The following is a 24067-nucleotide window of genomic DNA, read 5'->3' as shown; positions in this document are numbered from 1 at the left end:
GTTCTAGTGGCGATCAGTACCCTTGATGAGGCTTTGGCGGCTGTTCGGAGGTTGTGTAAGAAGCTTGACCCGCAGGCGTCGGATGCTGATGTTTGGCGGCGTTATTACGAGGGTGAGCAGCCGTTGAAGTTCGCTTCTTCGGAGTGGCGTGAGTGGTTCGGGGAGCAGTATGCGGGGTTCTCGGATAACTGGTGTGCTTCGGTGGTGGATGCGACGGCTGAGCGTCAGCGTTGGACTGGTTTTCGCCCTTATGGGGATAAGAAAGCTGACACTGATCTTGGTCGGGTGATGCGCACTAACGGCGCTGACATTGATTTTGGGTTGGCGGCGACTGAGGCTCAGTATGCGCGGCGTGCGTTCATGACTGTTTGGGGTAACCCGGATGACGAGTCAACGCCGGTTGTGGATTTTGATTCGCCTACTCAGATGGTTGTGGAGTACGAGTCTGGTTCGAGGCGTAAGCGTCGGGCTGCTTTGAAGCGGTGGACGGATGAGGATGGCGTAACGCACGTTACGTTGTACACGCCTGAGAATATTTGGAAGTTCACCCAGGGTTCGGCGTTGTTTCTTCCGTCAAGTCTTGCGATGGATTGGCGTCCGCGTGTCTCGGATGAGCCGTGGCCTTTGCCTAACCCGATGAATGTTGTTCCGGTTGTTGAGATAGCGAACCGTACGACGCTGATTGGTAATCCGTTGTCGGCTATCAGTGGTGTTGCTGCGATGCAGGATGCCATCAACCTGATTTGGTCGCACCTGTTTACGGCGTCTGACTTCGCGGCTCTCCCCCAGCGTGTGATTCTGGGTGCTCAGTTGCCGAAGATCCCTGTTCTTGATGAGAACGGGCAGAAGGTTGGCGAGAAGGTCATTGACCTTCCTGAGGCGAACATCAAACGCATCATGAACCTTGAGGGCCCTGACGCGGATATCAAGGAGTGGTCGCCGGCGAAGATGGATGGCTTCTTGGAGGTCATCAGCACTGGCGTGAACCATATCGCTAACCAGACCCGCACCCCGGCCTATTACATGATGGGCGGGACGACGTTCGCGAACATCGGCGCTGAGGCTATCAAGGCTTTGGATGCCGGGTTGGTGCAGAAGGTGAAGAACCTCAACGATGTGCAGTCTGATGCTTTGCGTGAGGGCGCGGTTCTGATTTGCAAGGCGCAGGGCAACGAGGCGAAGGCTAAGGCGATGGCTGCGGGCGCTGTTGAGTACGCGGACATTGAGATTCGTTCTGATGCCCAGCTCGCAGATTCGCTGACGAAGTATCACTCTATCGGGTTCCCGTTTGAGTGGTTGGCGAAGCAGAAGATCAGCGACCCTGAAGAGCTTGCTTGGGTGATGGAGAAGTGGGAAAAGCAGCAGGCGGATCCCACGATGGAGCGCATGGCGCGTGATCTTGGCGGTTCGTTGACAGGGGCGGTTGATGGCAACACCGGCGGCGACCCCGGCAGCGGCGGTCCAGCAGTATAAGGACGTCCAGGCTCTACAGGTTTTAGCTGTTCGGGCTGCGCGTAGGGCGTGGGACAAGGTGATTCCTGGGGCGTTGTCGCGTTCTTGGGAGTTGCTTCTTGTGCGGGATGTTGTGCCGGTTATCGCTGGTGTGCAGTTACAGGCGGCTGTGGCCGGTGCTGCGTATGGTGTGTGGGCTCTTGCTGAGCAGGGCGCATATGTGGCGCCGGATGCGTTTGTGGATCCTCGCGGGTTCGCCGGGTCGTCTGCTGATGGTCGGTCGCTTGAGGGGATGTTGTATTCCCCGGTGACGGATGTGAAGACGGCGATTGCTGGTGGCGCGTCTGTTCGGCAGGCGCTGGCCTCGGGCCGTGGCCGGTTGGATTCCCTGGTTAGCACGGCTGTTGCTGATGCTGGGAGGCAGGCTGCGTCTACGGACATCGCCACACGCCGGAATGTTGGGTATGTGCGGATGTTGAACCCGCCGTCTTGTGGGCGTTGCGTGATCCTGGCTGGCAAGTTCTACCGCTGGAACGCGGGGTTTCTGCGGCATCCCAAGTGCGATTGCATCCATGTGCCGTCGAAGGGTGCTGATGCGCTGAAATCTGAGGGCCTGATCGATGACCCGTACGAGTATTTCAACAGCCTTTCCGAGCATGATCAGAACAAAGTATTCGGTAAAGGTAAGGCGCAGGCTATCCGTGACGGTGGAGACATTTTCCGGGTGCAGAACTCTTGGCGTGGGCGTGATGGTTTGTTCACGACTGAGGGCACGGGTAAGCGCGGTTTCGCTAGTAACATGCGGGGTCAGCGTCTCACCCCTGAGGGCATCTATAAGACCGCGAAGAACCGTGAGGAAGCGGTGCGGCTGCTTGAACAGCATGGTTACGTGTTGCCGCAAGGCCAAGTCTCTGGGGGTGCTGTTGTTGGGCAGCGTGAGGGTTTTGGTGCGCTGGGTCGTGGCGGTACACGGGTTGGTGCTCGTGAGGCTGTTGAGCGGGCTCGTGCGTCTGGTGTCCGTGAGCCGCGGGTTCGGGCGACTATGACTGACGCTGAGAGGCGTCTCAATGATTCCCGGTCACGTTATGAGCAGGTGCTCGATGGCCGGAACCCCTATAGCCGTGATGGTAAGGGGTTGACGCCGATGTTGTCTGCGCGTGCGGAGACTGATTATCGGCGGTGGCTCGCTTCTGGCGGGCAAATCTTTTCGTCCTGATCTTCGCAAGGAAGATCGGAACTACCTCCGTAAGGGAGACAACTGATATGTCCGATGAAGTTACGCCCGATGTTGTTGATGAGACGGTAGACGCCAGCGAGACGCCGGCTGACGAAACCGTTGAAGACAAGGACTGGAAGTCTGAGTATGAGGCGCAGCAGCGCATCAACCGGGCCCTTGAGCGGAAGTCTAAGAAGGATTTCGCTCGTATTCAGGAACTTGAGAAAGCCCCTGCCCCGGCTGCGACTGATGACGCTCCGGATCCTGAGAAGATCCGGGCTGAGGTTCGGGCTGAGGTGCAGACGGCGGCGAATAAGAAGCTTATCGCTGCGGAAGCGAAGGCGTCACTGGTTGGTAAGGTGCATAACCCTGCCACGGTGATGCGGTTGCTTGACCTGTCCGAAGTTGAGGTTGACTCGGACGGCAATGTTGACACCCAGGCGCTTGACGATTTGATCGTGAAGCTTCTGGAAGATGAACCCTATTTGGCGGTTGCGCAAGGCACGCCCCAGCGGTTCCAAGGTAAAGCCGATCAAGGCCCGCAAGGGGCGGCGAAGTCGGAGGAACAGAGCCTCAATGAGCAGCTTGTTGAGGCTACGCAGAAGCGGGACTTTACCCGCGTGATTGGCATTAGGCAGCGGATCGCTGCTCTTGCGAAAACCAAATAGCCTCAGGAGGGCATTATGGCCGGTATCACCGGACTTGGTACTACTTTTAATCTTCCCAACTACCATGGCGAGCTTATTGCTTTGACCCCGGAGGAAACCCCGCTGCTTTCTGCTGCTGGTGGTCTTAACGGTGGCGGTAAGCAGGCTACGTCTACTTCTTTCGAGTGGCAGGATTACGATCTTCGTGATCCGCGGATCGCCTCCCGTCTTGAGGGTGCGGACGCGCCGGCTGCTGAGGCTCGTGTGCGTGCGAACCACGATAACGTGGTTCAGATTTTCCACGAGACTGTGAACACGTCTTACACGAAGCAGGCCGCGACTGAGCTTTACGCTTCTGCTGGTAACGGCGTCGCTAATCCGGTCGCGAACGAGCACGCTTGGCAGGTCACGCAGACCCTTAAGCAGATCGCCCGTGACGTGAACTACACGTTCTGGCACGGTAAGTACAACAAGCCTGCGGACAACACCACTGCCCGTCAGACTCGTGGTCTTATCCAGGCGATTGCTACGAACGCTCAGGTTGCCGATTCCAGCAACCCGCTGACTGTTGGTGCTTCTGCCGCTACGGACACGATCACCGCGACTCACAACTTGGTTGCGGATGACAAGGTTGTGTTCACTGACGTTGGAGCTTCGACCACGATCGTTCCGGGGCGTGCTTACTGGGTGAAGTCCGTTTCTACTACGGTTTCGTTCAAGATCTCCGCTACCAAGGGCGGCGCTGCGATCACCGTTGGTACTGCCACGGTTTCGTTCTACGGGGTGAAGGCTGCGACTGTTGTCACGCCTGACCTTATCGGGAACCTGTTGCAGTCCGTTTACGACAACGGCGGCATCTCCGAGCAGGGCACCGCGACCTTGTTTGTCCCGTCCGGTCAGAAGCGTGCCATCACGAAGGCTTACGCTACCGGCAATGTCGGTGCCCAGCTTCTCGGTGGTACCCGGAACCTTGGTGGCGTGTCCGTTGACACGATCATCACTGACTTCGGCACCCTGAACATCGCGATTGACCGGGCCCTGCCGGCTGACGCGCTCGCCGTTGTTTCGCTGGAACAGGTTGACCCCGTGTTCCTTTCCATCCCCGGCAAGGGTGTCCTGTTCGAGGAAGAGCTGGCCAAGACTGGCGCTTCTGAGAAGACCCAGATTTACGGTGAGATCGGCCTGTCTTACGGCAACGAGCGTTCTCACGGTCTGCTTCGCGGCCTGTTCGCATAACCAGTTAGGGAGGCCACCGTGGCTACAACACTTACCCCGTTCGCTACGGTGGCTGACCTTTCGGCGGCTCTTGGCATCACAGCCCCTACCGTGGGGTCTGCCGCGTATTTGCAGATGGTTGATGCGCTCTCGGACGCTTCGGACGAGCTGCGGGACATTACCGGGCAGGCCATTAACCAGGGGACGTCTACCGTGAAGGTTATGGCGTCTCCTGGTGGTTTGGTGAGGCTCCCTGCCGTGCCTGTGGTTGAGGTCGCTTCGGTGACTTTGGATGGTGCTGCTGTTGAGTTCGAACTCATTGATGCGGTTACGTTGTCTGTTCCGGTTTGCCGTTCAGTGCTGGTCGAGGTGACCTATACGCACGGGTGGGCGGTCATTCCTGGGATGCTGCGGAAGTGGTGCAAGGTTTTGGCGGCGGCTGCGATTGCTGCGGCGAAGTCGGGGAACCTTGGTCTTGCTGGTGGTTTGTCTAGCGTGGGTGTCGATGATGGTCGCGTGACGTGGGCTACTGGTGCTGGTGAGAACGGCGGCGGGGTTTCGTTGCCTGATGCTGTGGCTTTGCGGTTGAAGGCTACGTATGGTTCGCCTTCTATCACTGTGGAGCATCGATGATCGGCGGGATTATTGCCGGGATCATGCCTTTCTTGCGGGAGCAAGCCGACTCGGCAATGTTGGATACGTGTACGGTCCATCGTCCTGGCGTGCCGGTGACTGATGCGGATGGCAACGTTACGGCGTCACTCACCTTGCTTTATACGGGTCCGTGTAAGTTTCAGCAGACGTTGGCTCAGTCGTCTAATCCTGTGGCTGGTGGTCACGCTTATACGGTGCAGGATACGCGGTGGGATACGCCTGTTGGTGAGGGCCCGTTTGAGGTTGGCGATGTGGTGACTGTGGTTGGTGCTGTGTTGGATCCTCAGCTTGTTGGGCGTGTGTTTCGGGTGACTGATCCGTTCCATAAGACGGGGGCTACTGCGCAGCGTACACGGGTTGAGGAAGTGACGGCGTGAGTGATGGTCTTGAGGAAGTTCGCCGGTTGGCTACGAACCTTGGGCGTATCGCCGGGGATGCTGTGAAGGATGTTGATGAGGTCCTTAAGAAGGGCGCTCAGAACATTAAGACGGAGATGCAGGCTGATGTGTCTGGGTCTCCTCACTTCAAGGGCATGGCTGGTGCGATCACTTATGATTCGCATTATTTGCCGGGGCGTGCACGGTATGTGATTGGTCCTGATAAGGGCCGGCGTGGTGGCGCGTTGGGGAACATCTACTATTTCGGCACTAGCCGTGGTGGTGGTTCTGGTGACATTGATAAGCCGTTGCGTTCTGAGGAGCCGCGTACTGTGTCGGCGCTTGAGGCTTTGGCTGCGAGATGGGCGGGCCGGTTGTGACTGGTGATGCTCTGGCGAATGGTTTTGAGGCGTTGCTGTCTGGGTTCACTGTCTATAAGGACAAGGTTCCAGCGTCTCCCACGTTCCCTTATGTGCTGGTGTTGACGAATTTCCCGGCTGTGTCTGGTCGTTCTCATGCTCGTACGGTTCATTCGCGGGTGTTGCGGTCGCGGACTTCGGTGGTTGGTTTGACTGCCGCGTCGGTTCGGATTGTTGCGCAGAAGGTCACGAATGTCCTTGAGGGAAAACGTCCCACCGTTACGGGCTGGACGCTAGGCACTATTGAGTCTGTCCCTAACGAGCAACCTATCCAACCTGACCTTGACGTGACAATCCCCGGCACCGCTGAGAACCCCTTGTATCAGCCGTTCGATTGGGTGCTGACAGGTTCCCAGGTCCCGTAACTTACGCCCTCACTGTGGGGCGTTTTTCTTTGCCCTGAAAGGGGTTCACATGTTTGTCCGCGTTAAGGATTCCACGTCAGGGCATGAGTTTGACGTGCATGAATCTGATTGGCGTATCGAGTCTGGGGCTCTGGTTCCGGTCAAGTCTGACCGTTACCCGCCCACTCATGCGCCCCGCTTACCGAAGTACAACGTCAGCCCAGTAAGGGCTACCAATTCCAATAAGGAGTCCTAACTATGGCTGATATTCCGTCCACTCCCGCTGATGGTATGACGCTCGTGAAGATCGTCACTGCCATCGCTGATACTTCCGCCCCGAAGGTCGCTACTGAGATTAACGCGGCGTCGTCCGTTGACATCTCTTGCTATTTGACTGCTGGTGGTTGGAAGCCTTCCCTGTCTGAGCAGGTAATCACGGATGAGCGTCTTTGCACGACTCAGACGTATGAGCAGAAGGGCCGTTCGCAGCGTGGTCTTGAGGTCGAGTACATCGACAACACGAACACGGCGAACGCGACTACTTATAACAAGGCGAAGGACACTCTTGTCCCTGGTACGCCGATGTTCATTGTGGTTCGTACGGGTCTTCCGTATGACACTGCGGCTGCTGCGGCTCAGAAGTTCAGTGTTTACCCGATTACTCCGGGTGAGTATAACGAGCTTCCGCCTGAGGCTAACAGTGTTTTCAAGATCGCCCAGAAACTATTCGTTACGGGCAAGGTCAAGATTTCGACTGCTGCCGCGGCTTAGCTAGTGCCACCTGTTCGCCCGTGTGTTGTGGGACCGCGGGCGAACAGGTTCTAGTCCCACTTGTCCCGCTAAAAGACTTTGGAGTATGTAATGACTTTGACTGTGAAGCGCCCTGAAACCCGTGTGCAGTTTTGCCTTGATGGTGATTTGAAGGCCGAGCATGAGGCGGCGGAGGCTGAGTTCAACGAGGCGCGCAATAAGTCGTTGGCTGATGCGCGGCTGAATAGTCCTGTGAAGGATTTGGCGCAGCGGGTTGCTGATATTGAGGCTGAGATGAAGGGCGCGTCTGTGACGTTCCTGATTCGGGGGCTGCCGCGTGGTGACTGGTCTGATCTGGTTGCTGCTCATGCGCCGCGTGAGGGTAACACGTTGGATAAGTCTTATGGGTACAACGTGGAGGCGTTGATGGTTGAGGCGTTGCCGCTGTCGATCATCAGTGTTGAGAACGCCGCGGGTGAGGTTCTGCCGTTTGATCCTGCGAAGGAGTGGGATGATCTGGCTGATGATATGACGAACAGCCAGTATGAGGATTTTGTGTTGGCGGTTATGCGTGTGAATGCGGGGCGAAATGATGTCCCTTTTTCGCTCAGCGCATTCAGGATGATTCAGGACTTCGAGCAGAAGTAGAGGCGGCTCATTCGCTTGGTATTTCGTTGAAGCGGTTTCATGGGTGGGAGCCTGTGACTGTTCATGAGTACCGGGCGGGTGTGTTGGTTTCGTCGCGTCCTGAGCCTGAGTGGGATGAGGGCGAGCAGACGATCATGCTTGCTTTGCAGATGTACCGGAATGGGTTGTGCCCTAAGTGTGGTGGCCCGTTGTCTGTGTGTACTGATGCGGCGAATGAGATGCGTTTTGATGCTGGTTTGCCGATTCGTTGTCATGCTACGACGGCGCGGGGTCGTGCGGCTGAGGCTTATCGTGATTTGCCTGGTTCTGAGGCGCTGATGTTTGTTCCGCGTTTGCGGGAGTAGTTACTTTTCGATTGCTGCTAGTACGCGTTTCCCGAAGCCGACGCCTGTAAGGACGAGCCCGGTTGCGAGGATGATCCACGCTACCGGCGTTGGTGCGCCGGGCGTTTCTACTGTGCGGAATGTTCCTGGTTGCAACGTGGCGTGCGTTGTTGAGAATCCAACGATGACTAGTAGCAGCCCGATTGCGGCTAGCACTACCCCGATTATGAGCAGCTTTGTTCCCGGTCGCCTGTTTGTGGTCGCCGTCTTTTCCGTCATCCCGCAATTGTAGGGCATGGCGCCGTCTTTTAGGGGGCCTTTAAGTGGCAGACCGGTCAATAAGTATTGCCCTTGAGGCGCGCGTGCAGGGTTTTGTGGCGGGGATGCGCACGGCTCAGCAGGCGGCTTCTGATTTCGCTTCCCGGACGGCTGCGTTTGCTCGTGAGAATGAAGAGCATTTCGATCGGGTTGGCAAGGCGTCCATGCTCATGGGTGGTGCGTTACTCGCTGGCGCGTTGCTGTCTGTGAAGTCATTCATGGAGTTCGACTCTGCAATGTCTGAGGTCCAGGCGTCCACTCATGAGACTGCCGGGAACATGGACTTGCTGCGTGAGGCCGCGATTAACGCGGGCGCTGACACGGCGTTCTCCGCGAAGGAAGCCGCACAGGGCATTGACGAGCTTGCTAAGGCTGGCGTCTCCACCAAGGACATCCTGAGTGGCGGTCTGGCTGGTGCGCTGTCTCTGGCTGCTGCCGGTTCGTTGGAGGTGGGTGACGCTGCGGAGATAGCGGCAACGGCCCTTACTCAGTTCAAGCTTTCAGGGAAAGACATCCCTCACCTTTCCGATTTGCTCGCGGCGGGTGCTGGTAAGGCGCAAGGCTCGGTCGAGGACATCGGTAACGCGCTGAAACAGTCCGGTCTTGTCGCTTCCCAGTTTGGCCTTTCAATGGAGGACACAACTGGTACGTTGGCTGCTTTCGCCTCAGCGGGTCTGATTGGTTCCGACTCTGGTACGTCGCTGAAAACGATGCTGCTGAAACTCGCGGCACCATCTCAGGAAGCCGCGGGCCTTATGGGCGAGTTGGGCATTGCGGCGTATGACGCTTCGGGCCAGTTTGTTGGTGTCACTGGCCTTGCTGGGCAGTTGAAAGAAAAGCTGAGTGGGCTAACCCAGGCGCAGCGTGACTCTGCTTTGGCTACTATCTTCGGTACTGATGCTATCCGTGGCGCGAATGTTCTGTATGAGCAGGGCGCGTCTGGTATTCAGGGCTGGATTGAGAAGGTCAACGAGGCCGGGTATGCGGCGGTCACGGCGAGCATCAAGCAGGACAATCTTGCTGGTGACTTGGAGAAGCTGGGCGGCTCGTTTGATTCTGTTCTGATCAAGGGCGGTTCTGGGGCGGCTCAGGCGTTGCGCGGGATTGTGCAGGGCGCTGAGGATCTCGTTGACGCTATTGGCAAGATCCCTACCCCTATCTTGAACGCCGCTGTTGGTATCGCGGCTGTGACTGGTGGCACGTTGCTGCTTGGCGGCGCGCTACTAACAGCGTTGCCGCGCCTTGTGGAGTTCCACGGGTCGTTCAATAGGATCGCCCCGGCTGGTTCTCGCGCGAGGTCAGCAATTATGGGCGTGGGTAAGGCCGCTGGTGTTGCTGTTGGGGCGTTGATTGCCTTGCAGGTCGCGTCAGCAATATTCAGTGAGAAGAACACGAAGTCTGCTGAGGACTTCGGGCAGGCTCTCCTTCAGGTTCAGAAGAACGCAACCAGCGGCGCTAAGTCGCTATCGAGTCTGGATACTACGTTTCAGGGTTGGAACAGCCTTGCTGGTGTCGCGCCGGGTATCAATAACGCGGCTGACGCTATCAAACGTTTGACCCATCAGGACTTCACTGATGTGACGCTGAACAAGGGGCTTGATGGGTTCCGTGAGTTCGTGACGGGCTCGAAGGGCGAGATCGGGCAGCTTGAGGACCGTATGAAGGGCCTTGGCGACGCGATGGGTAACCTCGTGAAGAACGGGGCCGGCGAGACGGCGGCTGCGTCTTTCCGGGAGCTCACTAAAGAGTTCCAGTTGAACGGTAAGGGCGCGAAGGAAGCGTTGGAGTTCCTGCCTGGGTATAAGGACGCGTTGTTGGCTTTGGCTAATCAGTCGGGGCAGACGTTGACCGAGCAGGAGTTGTTGGACTTCGCGATGGGTAAGATCCCAGACTCGATGAAGCCTGCTGCTGATTCGGTGGAGATGTACACGACGAAGGTTGGCAATTCGGTGCCAATGACTGAGGGGATGTCTAAAGCTCTTGAGGATGTTGGTCTTAGTGCTTCTGGTGCGGTGACTGATATTGAGAAGTTCACGCAATCGTTGTTCAACGCCGGGATGCTTTCACTGTCTGCTTCTGACGCGACTATCGCTTACGAGGCTGCGATTGATGCTGTTACTGAGTCTGTCAAGAAAAACGGCACGACCCTTGATGTGCACACTGAGCAGGGCCGGGCCAATCAGACGGCGTACAACGACATGGCTAAGGCTGCTATGACTGTTGCTGAGGCTACCGCTGCGGAGACGTTGAAAACTCAGGGTTCCGCCGCTGCTCAGGCCACGTTGCAGGCTGGCCTTTCTCAGAGCTACAAGGACCTGATTACCGCTGCTGGGCAGTTCGGTATTACCGGTGACGCTGCTGATGACATGGCGCGTAAGGCTTTGGGTATCCCTAAGAACGTGAACATTGATGCGTGGATCGCTGACCATGCGTCCACGACTTTGGATGGGATCAAGGGTAAGGCTGATGGGCTTGACGGCAAGAGGGTAACGATTGGCATTTACACGACTGAGTATTTCAATCGTGTGGATCAGCGTTCGGCGCCTACTGTCGTTGATCCGAACCAGCTTGGCGGGCACTACGCTACGGGTGGTCGGGTGACTGGTCCGGGTACTTCCACGTCTGATGATGTTCCGGCGTGGTTGTCGAATGACGAGTACGTGTTGACTGCGGCGGCGGCGAGGAAGATCGGTTACGGGAACCTGGACCGCATGAACGGTGGTGACGTTACCCCGATCAAGCCGATGGGTTATCAGTATGCGCCGGCTGCTGCTCCCGTATCTCGTGCGTCTACTGTCGCGGCTCCTGCTCAGGCGGGCGCGGCTGTGTCTTTGGAGTTGAATGTGCATGGGACGACAGCACCGCGTGAGGTTGCGGATGAGGCTATGGGTTTGATCCGGTTTGAGTTGCAGAAGCAGGGGGTTCGTCTTGGTGGCTGAGCGTATTACGTGGGGTGCTAGGACGTTTTCCGGTGTGGACAGGTTTGGTGAGTGGGTTGTTACGGGTGGTATGGAGGATTGGTGGGGTTCGCCGGATACGAAGGGTGAGGTTGTTGATCGTCCTGATGCTGATGGCGAGCTTGATCTTCCTGTGTATAACCAGGCCCGCCTGCTGACTCTCTCAGGCAGTCTGCACACGGACAGTCATGAGCAGATGCATGAGGCTCAGGCGTATTTTGCGTCACCGATGTTTGGCAGGTTCATGGTTGCTGGTCATGGGCCAACACAGTGGGCTGACGGTAAGCGGAATAGTGGTGCGAAGTTTTTGCCGGTGACTGACAGGTTTGCTCAGTGGCAGGTTCGGCTCAAGTTCGTTGATCCTCGCAAGTATGGGGAGACGTGGACTTGGGCCGCTTCTGTTGGGGCTCCCGCGTCAGGGATCTGGCATCGCGGAAACTACGACGCCACAGCTAGGTTCGTGGTTGCTGGGAGCATGCCCGATGGTTACAAGCTGACCATCAAGGGACTCATCTTCAACGTGACAGCCCCCCTGGTTACCGGCCACCCGCACAGCATCGACTACGGCACAGGCCGACTCAGCATCGACGGGGCCATCGTTCATGGCGGGCTCGGCTGGGGATTCACCCCTGGCATAACACCCGGCGTCCCCACTGCACTGGCTATCGAGCCGAACACTACGGGCACGGGCACGGCAACACTCACACTGCTTGACACTTACATCTAGGAGGCCCCGTGTGGAGATACTTCTCCGTCAGTACGGACACGTGGGCCGGTAAGGTCGAGTTGGAGCCGTCAGAGTTCACCGGGGGCCGGTCGCTGAACAGTGGGCAGGGCGGCACGGCACGGTTCAACGTCCGTGACGCCCGGACAGCGGCACCTCTGACCATTGACACGCTGAGGCCATGGGAACGGATCCTCGTCGCCGAGTGGGATGGCAATGCCGTGTACGCAGGCTTCATCACCGGCGTTGATGAGGACCTTGACGCCGGCACTGTTACGGTACGCCACCAAGACATTTGGTCTTTGTGGGAGTCCCGCCATGTTCTGACTGTCAGGGGTGACGGCGCCCAATCAGCGGCGCCGTTCACCCTGACAAGCAAGACCCTCCCAACTATCGCGTTCCGGCTTGTTGCCAACGCCATGACCGGCGACCCAGCGGCAAGGTACGACCTGCCGCTGATCATGAACGCGGATGTATCCGGCACTGAGACGCGCACCTACTACGGGTACAAGTTCCAGCGCACCGCTGCGGCGTTGAAAGAAATCACGGACGCTGACGGCGGACCTGATATTGACTTTGATACGCAGTGGGACAACGGCACCGAGACGTTCCGGTGGGTGATGCGGTGTGGTGCTCTGACCCAGGGTTTGTGGGAGTGGGACGCCACAGCGGCGAAGAAAGAAGTGTTCGGCCTCACCCTTAAAACCGACGCTTCGAAAGTCGCTAACCGGGTCATCGCCACGGGCGAGGGCTCTGAACGAAACATGATTGTCCGTGACGATGATTCGTTCACGGGGACAGGGCCGGCACTTGAAGCAGTCAAGAGTTATCAGGGCATGCCGGATGGTGGGCAGTTGCAGCAGCGCGCCACGGCGGACTTGAACGCCTCGAACGATCCGACGCAGCAGATGAGTTTCAAGATCCGCGCGAATGGTTCGGTTACGGCTGCGGATTTGATCCTTGGGGGAACGTGCCGGGTGAAGACTTCTGGCCTGTATTTCTTGACTGCCGATTGGCATGAGTGGCGGTTGATCGGGTTCACGTTCGACCGGGACTGGATCACCCTGCAAATCCAAGAGATAGGCGGTTGACGTGACCCAGATCCATGACCTATCCCAGGGCGATCTGCGAGAGATTTGGGACGCGATCCGTGATCTGCGGTATGCGACGAATCAGAACCACATGGCGATTGGCCGTAGCGGAATGTCTGTGTATGACGGTGGCGCGATCACTATCGAGAACGGCGGCTTGTACGTTACAGGCTCCGCGACCATCTCAGGCGAGCTTATCGCCGATGGCACGATCACTATGACTGGCATTTTCACTGCGACTGGTGACGTGAACCTCAACGGGCCTGTTGATATTGCTGGCGCCACCACGATCACAGGTGATGTCACATCTGCGGGGCACTTCACGCAGACCGGCCCCACGGATTTGAATGGCACCACTACCGTCGCTGGTGACACCACTGTGACTGGCGACTTCACAGTGAACGGCCCGATGAAGACGACAAGCACGCTGTCTGTTGAGGGCGTGACGACGCTCAAGAACGATCTGAACGTGACCACGGGCAAGATCGTGGCGGGTGACGTGACGATTGACCCAGGCTACTTCGACGGCAGCCTCAAGTTCGCCAATGGGTCCTACCTTGCGGCTACCCCTAACGGTGCGCAGCTCGTCAAGGGCAGCGGGGCGGTAACCGTCAGCACGAGCCAAGCTGACATGGGTGTTGGGTTGAACGCAATCATCGTGAATTCGACTGGCACGTTCTTGAACAACCTGCCCACAACGACTGAGCCAGCAAACTTGTACATCAGTGAAGGTGGCCGGGTTTACAGGTCTACCGCGTAGCGCAGACGGTTGCCTTTGCTGCTTCTCCCATAGTGGCTAGTGACTCGCCGCCTGATATGCGGAGGTCTTCTGTTGTGAACCCGCTGGCGTAGTGCTCGCACAGGTCATGCCCGATCGCGGCTAGTGATGCTTCCGATTCATGCGAGTACGCAGGTATCCCCGCTGCCGCAGCCTTGAACGCCGGAACTTCCCTGTCGTTGAACTTGACGGTTGTGATGTCGAACGGCTGGCCATCTTTGGTGACCCATTTGGTGGTTGCCGTGGGTTGCGGAGTTGTCTGCACTGTTGGTTCTGGTGCTGCGCATCCAGCAAGGGCCAACGCCGCAACGGCGATGAGTCCCCCAATTTTCCTCATGAATGAATGGTAGCGGTTCGCCCGCTGAATTAATACACCGGGAGCCCCATGAACGCCAAGGATTTCCAGTTGATGCATGACAGCATCGTTGGCGAGTTTCGGCAGGCGTTGGCTGATTGTCAGTTGGCGTTGGCTACGGCGAACGCTCAAAACAAAGTCAAGGACCGCATCATCGCTGAAATGCGAGCCGAGCTAGAGCCGCAAGCGTAACCCTCACTCTTCATACGTACACAGCCCCGCACACCGGGGCTTTTCTTTTGCCCCAGGAGGCGACATGCCAAACGTGACCGGCACGCTAACCGAGGTTGGGGGTGGGCACCTTGTTGGGAAATACCCTGAAATTCATTTCACGCTGAACGCCCCAAATTCCAAGTCTGGCGTGATGCTCCCCACCGAGCCTGTCACAGTCCAGCCGGCGTCTGACGGTTCGTTCACGGCCCCGTTGCAGTCCACCACGGACATGCTGGACGACGCGTGGTACACGCTCTCCATCCAATGGCTAGACGCGGGCGGCAACTACGTGCGAGCTGACTTCCCGGACTGGGCGTTGCAAGTACCGACGGGTGGCGGCTCGTTCAGTGACCTTTTCGGGAAGCCCCCAACAAACACCCGAATGGTTTATGTGTCCCTCACGGCCCCCGAAAACCCGCGCCCATTCACCATGTGGCTCGAACAGAACCCGCTAAACGATGCTGACCCGCTGAATACCGGGAAACTTTACGAATGGAGGCAGCTCTAATGGCTACATGGGGATGGGTTTACCTCGCTAACCTCCGCGGCCCGCAGGGCGTTCCGGGCCCTCCGGGCTGGTCTGTTGGGAACCTGCCCGCTTCGACGGATTTGTTTACGTTCGCGGATGAGGGGCTGTACTATGTGGCGAACGCAACGGGCATGGTCAACTGGCCGACGTGGCTTGGCACTGTTGGTGGGCATGTTGAGTTCCGGAACAAGTCTGGTGTTAAGTCCATTACGATCTACTCGTTTGGTGCGCGTGCCGGGGTTTACTCGACTCAGACGAACAGTGTTGGTTCTAACACGTTCATGCCGTGGCGGCGCATTGACACGGACTACCAGGGCCGTCTGGACTCGGGTGCGGACGCGCTTGACCTGACGCGCCCTGACGGGCGGTACTCCATCGAGTCCGCCACGACAGCGGCGGCGATTACGAACCTCCCCACTGGTGTCGCTGTCCCCGGCTACCTGACGTACCACACGATGAGCAACGTCGGTCTGGGTGTCCGGTTTGTGGAGTATGAGGCGCAGGGCACGGCTGTTGGTGGTTTGTACCGCAACTGGACTGTCACGACGGTTGGCACGCACACGTGGTCTGGTTGGCAGAAGATCGCCACGAAAGCTGACGTTGATGCTGTTTCGGCCACGGTTCAGCCGCTTGGCCTGAATCAGACTGGTTTGCGGGATGAGTTCAGCCGGCGCCGTGGCGGGAAGATCGGCACGAACCCGAAAGCGGTTGTCGCACTCAGGTTTGATGACCCTATCAACGGGCTGATCAACTCTGGTGTGGACGTAACGTTGTCTGACCTTGGGATCCCAGCCAGTTCGGCGCACTGCTCGGGTTCATTCACTGCCACCGATCTTATCGCCCTGTCCAACCTTGGCACATGGGACACCGTGAAGGACTGGGCGCACAAGCAGGGTCTTGAGGTTTGGCATCACGGAGGCAATCATCAGGACGCTTCTGGCACGTCCGCTCTCACGGGACAGATCGTGACCAGCCTCGCCACACTCAAAACCTCACTTCCAACCCTTGAGGTGAACAAGTGGATGCAGCCTGGGGTTGGCGGGACGAACTATGACGGGTTCGCGTCCGCTGACGCGGCGGAACTGTTCTTCGAACACACAGCCGGGAAGCTCTTGTCCACTGGTCACTCTGTCATGTCCGGTTACATGCCAGGGCTGTTGCGGCAGTTGGACGGGAAGCCGCGCAACGGGCTAACCCACTTCACAGTGGATACGCCAGCGAACCTGACGGCAGTGTATGACCACATTGATGCGGCTATCGAGGATGCCGCGGGCCTGTGCATCATGGTTCACCCGAACAACCTTGACCGGGTTGGTGATTTCTCCACATCAGCGGACTTCAAGGACTTGTTGCAGCACCTCGCTGACCTCCGGGATGCGGGATCGATTGAGATCCTTACCGTGTCTGGTTTGTTGTGTGCTGATTCGAGCACACTGAATTGGGCTCAGGTGGTCCGGGATGGCTCGTTTGCTGGCGGTTTGGCGAAATGGCTTGGTACGGGCTGGACAGTTTCCAGCGGTGTTGCTTCAACGGCGGGCACGAACAACCTTTCCCAGTCTCACAGCATGCTCCGTTACGGGTGGATGCGTGGCGGCACGATGCAGCTTAAGGCTGAGGTCCGCGCCACGACGGGCGCTGTAGTTCGGTTGCATCAGTCCTCGGATTTGGATTCGGCTGCGTGGACTGCCGAGAAGGACTTCACGTTGCCTGCGTCGTCAGACTGGGTGACTTTGCGTCTCAATGCTTGCGTCCCGCTGACGTTGAGTGCTGATGACTATGCCTGGACCCGCCTCGCCCGCGTGTCTGGCGGGACGGTTGAGGTCCGCAATGTCGAGTACCGGCCAGTGTAGGGGACGACATCATGATGCCTCAGTGGATATCTGATCTTATTTCGGTGGCTCCCTGGCTCGGGGGCCTTTTTCTTGCGCTCCTTGCGGTGTGGAAGGTTGGGCCGGTCCTGCGCAAGTGGGGCCGGTTCATTGACCGCGTGATCGGCGTGCCCGAGGACAAGAAAACCGGGCAGCCTGCAATTCCGGGGATCTTCGAACGGCTCGACCATCAAGACGGTGTGCTGGAAACGATCCGCCATGAGGTCGAGTTCAACAACGGCACCTCAGTGAAGGACGCCGTTACCCGTGTTGAGAAGGTCCTAACAGATCACATCAACGCGCCGGTCCCGCAAACCACCATCAACGTAAACCCTCCTGGAGTCTAGCCATGGGCTATCTGTTCCCGTTTCCCCGCAGCGTCCGCAGGTCTCAGGACTTCGGCGCTAACCCCGGCTGGGGTCCGAACCCGCCCGGTGGTCACAACGGTGACGACTGGGCCGTACCTGTCGGCACCCCAGTCCGCGCGCCCGGTGATGGTGTGGTGGTGTTCGCGGGCGAGTTTGATGACACCTACGCAGACAACTGGGGCTGGAACCTCATGTACGGCGGCAAGATGGTCATCCTCAACATGGATGGCGAGACGGCCCCGTACTTCGAGTTCGGGCACAACTCGGAACTGCGGGTGAAGACGGGCGACCGGGTTAGGCGTGGACAAGTTTTCGCGCTCTCAGGCAACAGTGACGGGGGCACGGGCGTAAGCACCGGCCCGCATAGTCATGTTGGTTGCCTGCCGTACAACTTCAACCTCAACACCAACACTTACGGTCGCGTGAATCCGCGGCTGTTCATGACCGATTACTGGGACGACGAAGCAGGCTCAGCCTCCATCGGACCAGCCGGCGAAATCATTAACACGGAAGAAGACGACATGCCCACCTCCGCAGAAGTAGTACACGCTCTGCTTAACTCCCCCGCCTACGACGGCGGAAAGACTGTCAGCGAAGTCTTCAAGGGGCTGTTCGAGCATGACTTTGTTGGCGGCACTGCGATGCCCGAAGGTAAGCCTCTCAAGGACATGGTTTATGACAGCTTCACCGCTGTGCGTACGCAGCTCGCAACCATCGGCGGGAAGCTCGAAACGGCCCCAGGTGGTGACGTGCAGGCTGATGCTGCGGCGATTGCTAAGGCACTCGCCCCGGACCTCGCAAAGGCGTTGCTGGTCGAGCTGTCCAAGGGGGATGCGTAATGGCTGACCATGTTGCTGGGACGACTCAGACCAAGTACCCATGGCGAGCAACACTCCGAACGGTAATCGCCTTCATTGGTGGCGCTGCGGTTGCTGCTCCCTTGCTGTACACCGCTGTCACGAACCAGAGCCCCGAAGCCGCAACAGGTGCAGGGCTCACGGCATTGACTGTTGCCGGTGCTATTACCCGGCTCATGGCTAACCCGTTCGTGAATGAGTGGCTAACGAAGCTTGGTCTTGGTGCTGAGCCTAAGCAAACCAACTAACCCCAGCTTAGGAGGCACCCTGTGACCATTGTTCAGATACGGGCGCAAGTTCCAGGGGTGGCTGGTCTTGTGGCTGCTCGTGGGGGTTTGTTGTGGCAGCCAACAGCGCGGCGTGTGGAGGGTGGCGCGGTGGTTCTCCCGGTGGAGTTCGCCGTGTCACTCGTCGCTGGCGCCGCCGACGTTGAGGTTGAGCCTTCAACGCCCGCGTGGGTTTGGTATGTCACCGAGTATTTCGATGGGGTTCCGGCGAAGCAGCGCGCTTTCGCTGTTCCTGACGTGGCCACGGTGGAGTACACGGATCTTGTTGAGATTGACCCTGACACGTTGACCCCTGCGCCTTCGCCTAATCCGGCGTGGCTGGCACCGTTGAATACGGTCGCTGCTGGCGCTGTCACCCCTGACCCGGACCATCCTGGGTTTTATTTGATCGGAGTAACACCTTGACCCAGCGACTTGTTTCGGTAGGCGATGATTTCACCCTGCCCGCGGCGGTCAAAGCCGCCGATATCAACCTCCCCGTACGCCTCCAAGGCGCGGCTCTCAATGCCAGCTACGCGCAAGCCCGTCGCGCCGTATACGGTCCCCGATGGGTGTTCGATGGGGACTCCATCACCATCAATGGGTTCTCAACTGTACTGGGCAACCAAGACAGGTCCCGTTCTTGGACCTCCGAAATGGCACGCCAGTCCATGGGCAGGATCCGGTTCGTCTTCAACGCTGCCGTAGCCGGTTACCGGTCGGATCAGGTTCTTGCCCGTTTTGATACCTATGTCGCGCCCCAGAATCCTGATGTTGTGCTGCTGACCATTGGGACTAATGACATCGGCCAGGGGTACACAATGGCGTCGTGGCTTGCGAACGTGCAGGGCCTACTACGACAAGTGCAAAGCCATCAACGCAGACCTTGTGATTGGCGCGATATGGCCCACTGACGCCACCGACGTGGCAGGGCGCGGCGCCACCACTCGCACATGGAACACTGCTCTTTATGATTGGGCGAACACCAACAAGGTTCAGATCATTGGCTGGGACTCCTTGGCGGATCCAGTCACGGGCGGGTGGCCTGCTGGTTGGTCAACGGACAGCCTTCACCCAAATACGGTCGGCGCCGTAGCGTACGCCACCATCGGCAAATTTGGGTGGAACTCTGTCGAGCCCAAAGCTGGGCCGCCCAACATCCGGCGTGCCACGATGAACGGCGCTGACGGGCTCGCTAACGGCATGCTGACGGCGACCGCCCCGCAGGCAGCACCGAACCTGACAGCCGGCACCGCAGACACAGCAAGCGGCACCCTTCCCGCAGGCACCTACTCCTACAAGTACACTTCCCGCACGTACTGGGGCGAATCGCTGCCGTCAGCCGAACGTCAGGTGACACTGGGTGGAACTGGCAAGATCACCATCACCAACACGACTGTCAGCGGCTCACGCGGGTACCGAGTCTACCGCAAGGCCCCTGGAGACTCGACGTGGAAGTTCCTCACATTCATCTCCCTAAACACCACGACCTCATTTGTCGATGATGGATCGTTGGTAGCCGGGGCTGACATGTCAGGCATCGACACTTCCCCCTACCCCGTAGGGCTCACCATTGGTGGAAGCTCTGTCAAGACCATCGGCCCTGTCCTCACGACAGAAACCGGAGTGAAGGGTAACATCTTCCGACTCATGCCCAACGAGTCCGGAACGGGAACCGCACCCAACGACTACTACGCCGTTTCAGTGGTTCCAGGTGAAGTGTGGACAGCCTCGGTGCTGATCCGCACGTCAGGACTAGCTGAGGGTATGTTCGTGATCCGCTTCCGTGACGCGTCCAGCGTCCTGCTGGGCAGCGTGGTCGTTGCCCGCGACCGAATGGTCAACGGTTGGGGGCTTGCCCACCACCAAATCACTATCCCAGCAAACGCAGCAACAGCACGGGTTAGCTTCGAGCTGTTCGACAACTCATCTGGTTACGCGGAGTTCGCGGAAGTGCAGTTCCGAAAGATCAGTTAGGCATACCAGCATGCCGGCGTGCCTTGCGTAACAATGCCCCCACCCTTCATAGGGGTGGGGGCATTTCGTCGTTAGTTGGAGCAAGCGTGTAGAACAAACGGTTCAACGTGATACGAGTAACCGCACAATTCGCAGTAACCAAACGCCATATCATCAGCGTGTTCGCGCTCTACCGCACGTCTCTGGATTTCTTCTGGCGCCATCTCGCGCTGCATGCCCCCATGCGTGTCAGTCATCGGGCAAGAATACCAGCGGGACAATAAACGCCCTCATCCATCATCGGGTGGGGGCATTTCGTGCGTTAAGCGTCCGTCCGGATGACGATGGGCTTGCAGTCCTCCGGGACCAGCACCAACGCTTTCTCGTACGCGTCCTCATAGTCAGCACCCACAGCGGACACGTAACCGATACCGCCCTCACTATCCTCAACCGTTAGCGTAACTTCCACCCCGTAAGGTTACCCTTCGAGCATCTTGCCCATAACGTCTGCACCCTTCGCCATGCCTTCGTGCATTAGGTGTGCGTAGACGCGCTCTGTGGTCGCTGTTGAGGCGTGACCCAGACGGCGGGCCACCTCGTACAAACTAAGCCCCCCTTGGAGCCCCCATGACGCGGACGTGTGCCGTAGGTCGTGGATGCGTGGGGTCTTTGTGAAGCGTGGGTCTTCTTTGCGGGCGTCCTCAACGGCGGCGGTCCAGGCGTCCCACAGGTAGCGTTGCGCGATCCTGCCACCTGTCTTCGTGCGGAACAGTAGAGTGTCGCCTCGCTGCCCTTCAATGGCCGGGATGAGGGCTTGAACACAGGTGGGTGGCAGTGACACCGTTCGCTTGGATGAACGGGTCTTAGGGGCGCCCACATAATACCCGTTTGACGCGTCACGCTTCCACGACTTACTGATACGGACAGTCGCCGGCTTCCCTGCTGCGTTCAAGTCAGCAACCGTAACCGCTGTTGCTTCACCGAACCTAGCCCCTGACATCACCAAGAACAGGGCCAGTGGTTGGTAGAGCGGGTTCAGGTGTTTGTAGATGAGGTTCCATTCATCCCATGTGAGGAACTGTTCGTGGTCTTCGGCGTGTTCCGTTGTTGGGAGGGTGACGCCGCGGCATGGGTTGTCAGGCCGGTAACCTAACCGCATCGCAGTTTCCATAGCAGCGGAGATGAGCCCGTGCACGTTTCGGATTGTCTTTGGCGCTAGCTTCTTTTCCTGCATGGACCGAACCCATGAGGTGAGGTGGCGTAGGTCCAGGTCTTTGACTGCGATCCCGCCGAGGTGCGGCATGATGTGTTCCGCGAGCATGTGCCGGTAGTTGCGGATGGTTTGCGGTGTTGGTTTGACGAGAAGGTCAATGTGTTCCGCGACAACGGCGCCGACTGTTCGGGCGCCTTTGAGGTAGGCGAAGACTATGGCGTCTGCTATGTCTTCGTTGTTGTTGTTCATCTCTAGCGCGGCTTTGAACATTTCCGCTTCGGCCATGACATCGAACGACCGCCCGCATTGCTTGCCGTTCTCCCGCCATGAGACTTGATGGTATTCGGAGCCGTCAACACGGTTACGGGTACGGATACTAGCCACGGGCGACGTTCATTTCTTGCTCCTGCGGGATTTGATGTATGCGTTGATTTCTTTTTGTGAGCCTACGATCCTCGCGGATGAGGGCTAGCGCCTCTCGAACCCATCGCATCATGGCGTCTCGTAAGCCTGCCGGGTCCTGATGCTCTCTTGAATGGTCGCCTCGCTGCGCGCGATGGTTCTGTTGCTCAGCCGGATAGTTCCAATGCTGTAGATGACGGCCCACGCGGAGAGGCTTAATGACACTGCCGAGAGGGCAACGGTGATGATGTTTATCAGACTCATGCCCCGTACTTCCTGCCCTGCCAGTCAAGGTAAAGCTTGTAGCCGCCCAGCCCAAGTACGACGGACGCGACTAGCCCGATGGGCATCCCAGCCATCCCGAAGGCCCATACCCCCCAGAAAGGGCAACACGAGCGGGGTTGTTGCGAACCACGCCAGGAGGTACAGCAGGCCGCGCGTTATGTAGTCGTCTCGGTCGATCATGCCGCGTCCAGCTCGAGTACCAGCGCCCACCCAATCATCGGGCGCCGGCCATGTCTTCGCGTGCCTGAGCGAAAGAGTGGTCCATGAGCCGGATGAATTCGGCTAGGTTGTTACCGCCCAGCCCTGCTCTAGCAAGCATTTCCATGCCGGTCTTATCGCCGTCCGTGTCGAATCCAAGAGTCTTGTAGCCGCGGAAAAGACATTCGATGAGTTGTTCTTCTGCGTCGATGTCCAGTGCTTGACCAGAGGGGATCATGCGGGCTTGATGTTCGCGGAACTTCCGTGGTGCATCGGACAAGCTCACCGGCGCTTCCTCGTAGTCACAGCCCACGCAGAACACCATGTTGTCGTCTCCAACATGCGCCCAGTCGGGGTGAGCTTCAAGAATCCCCAAGACCCCGCTGTGGCGACGTTCGTGTTCAAGCTGGGCGACGTCTTGAGCCCGGATCACATACTCACCCCGCGCGAGCTTAGGTACGTAGTCGCCCTCCCCACTGCGGGGAACTGTCATGTCGGGTTCGATGCTCATGCGCTGCTCGATCCGGGCCGGGTCGTTAGTAACAGCGTCAACCCTGCTAGGCCAAGTGCCCTTGTTTGCGTCCAATTTTGTACGTGGCATAGGTCTGTCCCCGATCAGATTATTTTGGTGGATCAGTTCCAGTTTAATGCTTTACGTCAACAAAGGCGAGGTTTACGTCAACAAGGGCATGAAAAAACCCCTATTTCTAGGGGTTAATCATGTGCCCGAGGTGGGACTCGAACCCACACACCTTTCGATACCGCATTTTGAGTGCGGCGCGTCTGCCAATTCCGCCACTCGGGCGCGGATTACCGGGAAGTTAATTCTCGCTGACTGCCCTCATTCCTGTGAGCAACGCGATCCTTTCCCAGCACGCGAAACTACTCTACATGCAGATAGGCTAAATCAAAGAACCGGGCACCCGAGTGCAACAAAATCATGTGCCGCAGCGGTCCACACTAAGATGGACATGAACCCGCCGAACCTTTTCAAGGAGATCCCGTGACCGAACAGACGGAGTCCACACCCGCAGCCCAGCCGGCCCGACGCGTCGTCGTAGCCGAGGATGAGACCCTCATCCGCTTGGACATTATCGAGATCCTGAAGGGCGAAGGGTACGACGTCGTCGGCGAGGCAGACAACGGCGAGAAGGCCGTGCAGCTGGCCGAAGAGCTGAAGCCGGACCTTGTCCTCATGGATGTGAAGATGCCCGTGATGGATGGCATCTCGGCGGCAGAGAAGATCGTCAAGGCCCGCATCGCCCCTGTTGTCCTGTTGACTGCTTTCAGCCAGAAGGAACTCGTGGAGCGTGCCCGCGACGCCGGTGCCATGGCCTACGTTGTGAAGCCGTTTACGCCGGCTGACCTCATCCCGGCGATTGAGATCGCGCTTTCCCGCCACGAGGAGATCAAGGCGCTCGAGAACGAGGTGTCCGACCTCCAGGAGCAGTTCGCCACGCGCAAGCTCGTAGAGCGTGCCAAGAGCCTCCTGACTACGAAGATGGGCCTCACCGAGCCGGAGGCCTTCCGCTGGATTCAGAAGACGTCCATGGACCGTCGCCTGAGCATGCGTGAGGTTGCTGAAACGATCATCAACCAGGTCAACTAGCACCAAGCAGCAAACGACGGCGGCCGGTCACCTAC

Annotated in this window: 28 protein-coding genes and 1 tRNA gene; 23 read left to right on the top strand and 6 right to left on the bottom strand. The window is 58.3% G+C overall.

Features of this window, described 5'->3' with window-relative positions; genetic code table 11:
• Positions 1 to 6: 6 nt before the first annotated feature.
• The 13 genes from LDP01_RS01230 to LDP01_RS01170 all read left to right on the top strand — a co-directional run bounded on the left by LDP01_RS01230 (position 7) and on the right by LDP01_RS01170 (position 13895).
• A complete protein-coding gene (locus tag LDP01_RS01230) occupies positions 7 to 1473 on the top strand; it encodes a phage portal protein (RefSeq protein WP_224089721.1) in 1467 nt (488 codons plus the stop codon).
• A complete protein-coding gene (locus LDP01_RS01225; protein ID WP_224089720.1) occupies positions 1427 to 2668 on the top strand; it encodes a hypothetical protein in 1242 nt (413 codons plus the stop codon). The genes LDP01_RS01230 and LDP01_RS01225 overlap by 47 nt, the downstream gene beginning before the upstream one ends.
• Positions 2632 to 3336, top strand: coding sequence for a phage scaffolding protein (locus LDP01_RS01220; RefSeq protein ID WP_224089719.1), 705 nt, complete (start codon positions 2632 to 2634; stop codon positions 3334 to 3336). Before LDP01_RS01225 ends, LDP01_RS01220 begins: the two co-directional genes overlap by 37 nt.
• A 15-nt stretch (positions 3337 to 3351) precedes the next feature.
• Entirely contained in the window at positions 3352 to 4551 is a 1200-nt protein-coding gene (locus tag LDP01_RS01215) for an SU10 major capsid protein (RefSeq protein WP_224089718.1), read from the top strand.
• Positions 4552 to 4569: 18 nt separating this feature from the next.
• A complete protein-coding gene (locus LDP01_RS01210) occupies positions 4570 to 5163 on the top strand; it encodes a hypothetical protein (RefSeq protein ID WP_224089717.1) in 594 nt (197 codons plus the stop codon).
• Positions 5160 to 5561 (top strand): DUF6093 family protein, encoded by a 402-nt coding sequence (locus LDP01_RS23840; RefSeq protein WP_527249047.1) that lies wholly within the window; start codon positions 5160 to 5162, stop codon positions 5559 to 5561. Before LDP01_RS01210 ends, LDP01_RS23840 begins: the two co-directional genes overlap by 4 nt.
• Positions 5558 to 5941 carry a hypothetical protein gene (locus LDP01_RS01200; protein ID WP_224089715.1) on the top strand — a complete coding sequence of 128 codons (384 nt, stop codon included), beginning with the start codon at positions 5558 to 5560 and terminating at the stop codon, positions 5939 to 5941. Before LDP01_RS23840 ends, LDP01_RS01200 begins: the two co-directional genes overlap by 4 nt.
• A gap of 641 nt (positions 5942 to 6582) precedes the next feature.
• Positions 6583 to 7095, top strand: coding sequence for a phage tail tube protein (locus LDP01_RS01195; RefSeq protein ID WP_224089713.1), 513 nt, complete (start codon positions 6583 to 6585; stop codon positions 7093 to 7095).
• Between the two features lie 90 nt (positions 7096 to 7185).
• Positions 7186 to 7722: a hypothetical protein gene (locus LDP01_RS01190; RefSeq protein WP_224089711.1), complete on the top strand. Its 537-nt coding sequence runs from the start codon at positions 7186 to 7188 to the stop codon at positions 7720 to 7722.
• A gap of 646 nt (positions 7723 to 8368) precedes the next feature.
• Positions 8369 to 11302 (top strand): phage tail tape measure protein, encoded by a 2934-nt coding sequence (locus tag LDP01_RS01185; RefSeq protein ID WP_224089709.1) that lies wholly within the window; start codon positions 8369 to 8371, stop codon positions 11300 to 11302.
• Positions 11295 to 12047, top strand: a complete 753-nt coding sequence (locus LDP01_RS01180) for a hypothetical protein (RefSeq protein ID WP_224089707.1) — start codon at positions 11295 to 11297, stop codon at positions 12045 to 12047. Before LDP01_RS01185 ends, LDP01_RS01180 begins: the two co-directional genes overlap by 8 nt.
• 8 nt (positions 12048 to 12055) lie before the next feature.
• Positions 12056 to 13135: a hypothetical protein gene (locus LDP01_RS01175; protein WP_224089706.1), complete on the top strand. Its 1080-nt coding sequence runs from the start codon at positions 12056 to 12058 to the stop codon at positions 13133 to 13135.
• A gap of 1 nt (position 13136) precedes the next feature.
• Positions 13137 to 13895, top strand: a complete 759-nt coding sequence (locus LDP01_RS01170) for a hypothetical protein (protein ID WP_224089705.1) — start codon at positions 13137 to 13139, stop codon at positions 13893 to 13895.
• Here the strand turns inward: LDP01_RS01170 and LDP01_RS01165 are convergent.
• Entirely contained in the window at positions 13885 to 14250 is a 366-nt protein-coding gene (locus tag LDP01_RS01165) for a hypothetical protein (RefSeq protein WP_224089704.1), read from the bottom strand. The genes LDP01_RS01170 and LDP01_RS01165 overlap by 11 nt on opposite strands.
• Before the next feature lie 48 nt (positions 14251 to 14298).
• On the opposite strand from LDP01_RS01165, the gene LDP01_RS01160 reads away from it, so the two are divergent.
• The 9 genes from LDP01_RS01160 to LDP01_RS01120 all read left to right on the top strand — a co-directional run bounded on the left by LDP01_RS01160 (position 14299) and on the right by LDP01_RS01120 (position 20346).
• Positions 14299 to 14460, top strand: a complete 162-nt coding sequence (locus LDP01_RS01160; protein WP_224089703.1) for a hypothetical protein — start codon at positions 14299 to 14301, stop codon at positions 14458 to 14460.
• Between the two features lie 64 nt (positions 14461 to 14524).
• Positions 14525 to 14989: a hypothetical protein gene (locus LDP01_RS01155; protein WP_224089702.1), complete on the top strand. Its 465-nt coding sequence runs from the start codon at positions 14525 to 14527 to the stop codon at positions 14987 to 14989.
• Complete coding sequence (locus LDP01_RS01150; RefSeq protein WP_224089701.1) at positions 14989 to 16860, top strand: hypothetical protein; 1872 nt, start codon at positions 14989 to 14991, stop codon at positions 16858 to 16860. Before LDP01_RS01155 ends, LDP01_RS01150 begins: the two co-directional genes overlap by 1 nt.
• 44 nt (positions 16861 to 16904) lie before the next feature.
• Entirely contained in the window at positions 16905 to 17225 is a 321-nt protein-coding gene (locus LDP01_RS01145) for a hypothetical protein (protein ID WP_224089700.1), read from the top strand.
• A gap of 2 nt (positions 17226 to 17227) precedes the next feature.
• Positions 17228 to 18085: a M23 family metallopeptidase gene (locus tag LDP01_RS01140; protein ID WP_224089699.1), complete on the top strand. Its 858-nt coding sequence runs from the start codon at positions 17228 to 17230 to the stop codon at positions 18083 to 18085.
• Positions 18085 to 18351 (top strand): hypothetical protein, encoded by a 267-nt coding sequence (locus LDP01_RS01135; protein ID WP_224089697.1) that lies wholly within the window; start codon positions 18085 to 18087, stop codon positions 18349 to 18351. Before LDP01_RS01140 ends, LDP01_RS01135 begins: the two co-directional genes overlap by 1 nt.
• Positions 18352 to 18372: 21 nt before the next feature.
• On the top strand, positions 18373 to 18795 hold the full coding sequence (locus tag LDP01_RS01130; protein ID WP_224089695.1) for a hypothetical protein: 423 nt from the start codon (positions 18373 to 18375) through the stop codon (positions 18793 to 18795).
• On the top strand, positions 18792 to 19283 hold the full coding sequence (locus LDP01_RS01125; protein WP_224089693.1) for an SGNH/GDSL hydrolase family protein: 492 nt from the start codon (positions 18792 to 18794) through the stop codon (positions 19281 to 19283). Before LDP01_RS01130 ends, LDP01_RS01125 begins: the two co-directional genes overlap by 4 nt.
• Entirely contained in the window at positions 19258 to 20346 is a 1089-nt protein-coding gene (locus tag LDP01_RS01120) for a hypothetical protein (RefSeq protein ID WP_224089692.1), read from the top strand. Before LDP01_RS01125 ends, LDP01_RS01120 begins: the two co-directional genes overlap by 26 nt.
• Positions 20347 to 20647: 301 nt before the next feature.
• On the opposite strand, the gene LDP01_RS01115 is transcribed toward LDP01_RS01120, so the two are convergent.
• The 5 genes from LDP01_RS01115 to LDP01_RS01095 all read right to left on the bottom strand — a co-directional run bounded on the left by LDP01_RS01115 (position 20648) and on the right by LDP01_RS01095 (position 23228).
• On the bottom strand, positions 20648 to 20794 hold the full coding sequence (locus LDP01_RS01115) for a hypothetical protein (protein ID WP_224089690.1): 147 nt from the start codon (positions 20792 to 20794) through the stop codon (positions 20648 to 20650).
• 9 nt (positions 20795 to 20803) lie between these two features.
• Positions 20804 to 21922, bottom strand: coding sequence for a tyrosine-type recombinase/integrase (locus tag LDP01_RS01110; protein WP_224089688.1), 1119 nt, complete (start codon positions 21920 to 21922; stop codon positions 20804 to 20806).
• A 108-nt stretch (positions 21923 to 22030) separates the two neighbouring features.
• The gene (locus LDP01_RS01105; protein ID WP_224089686.1) at positions 22031 to 22204 is read right to left on the bottom strand and encodes a hypothetical protein; all 174 of its coding nucleotides are present in this window, start codon (positions 22202 to 22204) and stop codon (positions 22031 to 22033) included.
• A 235-nt stretch (positions 22205 to 22439) separates the two neighbouring features.
• A complete protein-coding gene (locus LDP01_RS01100) occupies positions 22440 to 22934 on the bottom strand; it encodes a hypothetical protein (protein WP_224089684.1) in 495 nt (164 codons plus the stop codon).
• Positions 22935 to 23146: 212 nt separating this feature from the next.
• Positions 23147 to 23228 (bottom strand) — tRNA-Leu (locus LDP01_RS01095).
• 198 nt (positions 23229 to 23426) lie between these two features.
• On the opposite strand from LDP01_RS01095, the gene LDP01_RS01090 reads away from it, so the two are divergent.
• A complete protein-coding gene (locus LDP01_RS01090; protein WP_216923235.1) occupies positions 23427 to 24032 on the top strand; it encodes an ANTAR domain-containing response regulator in 606 nt (201 codons plus the stop codon).
• Positions 24033 to 24067: the final 35 nt, after the last annotated feature.

The sequence above is a fragment of the Arthrobacter sp. StoSoilB13 genome (genome assembly GCF_019977255.1).
GTDB lineage: Bacteria > Actinomycetota > Actinomycetes > Actinomycetales > Micrococcaceae > Arthrobacter.
This window is presented reverse-complemented; position numbering and strand designations above follow the sequence as displayed.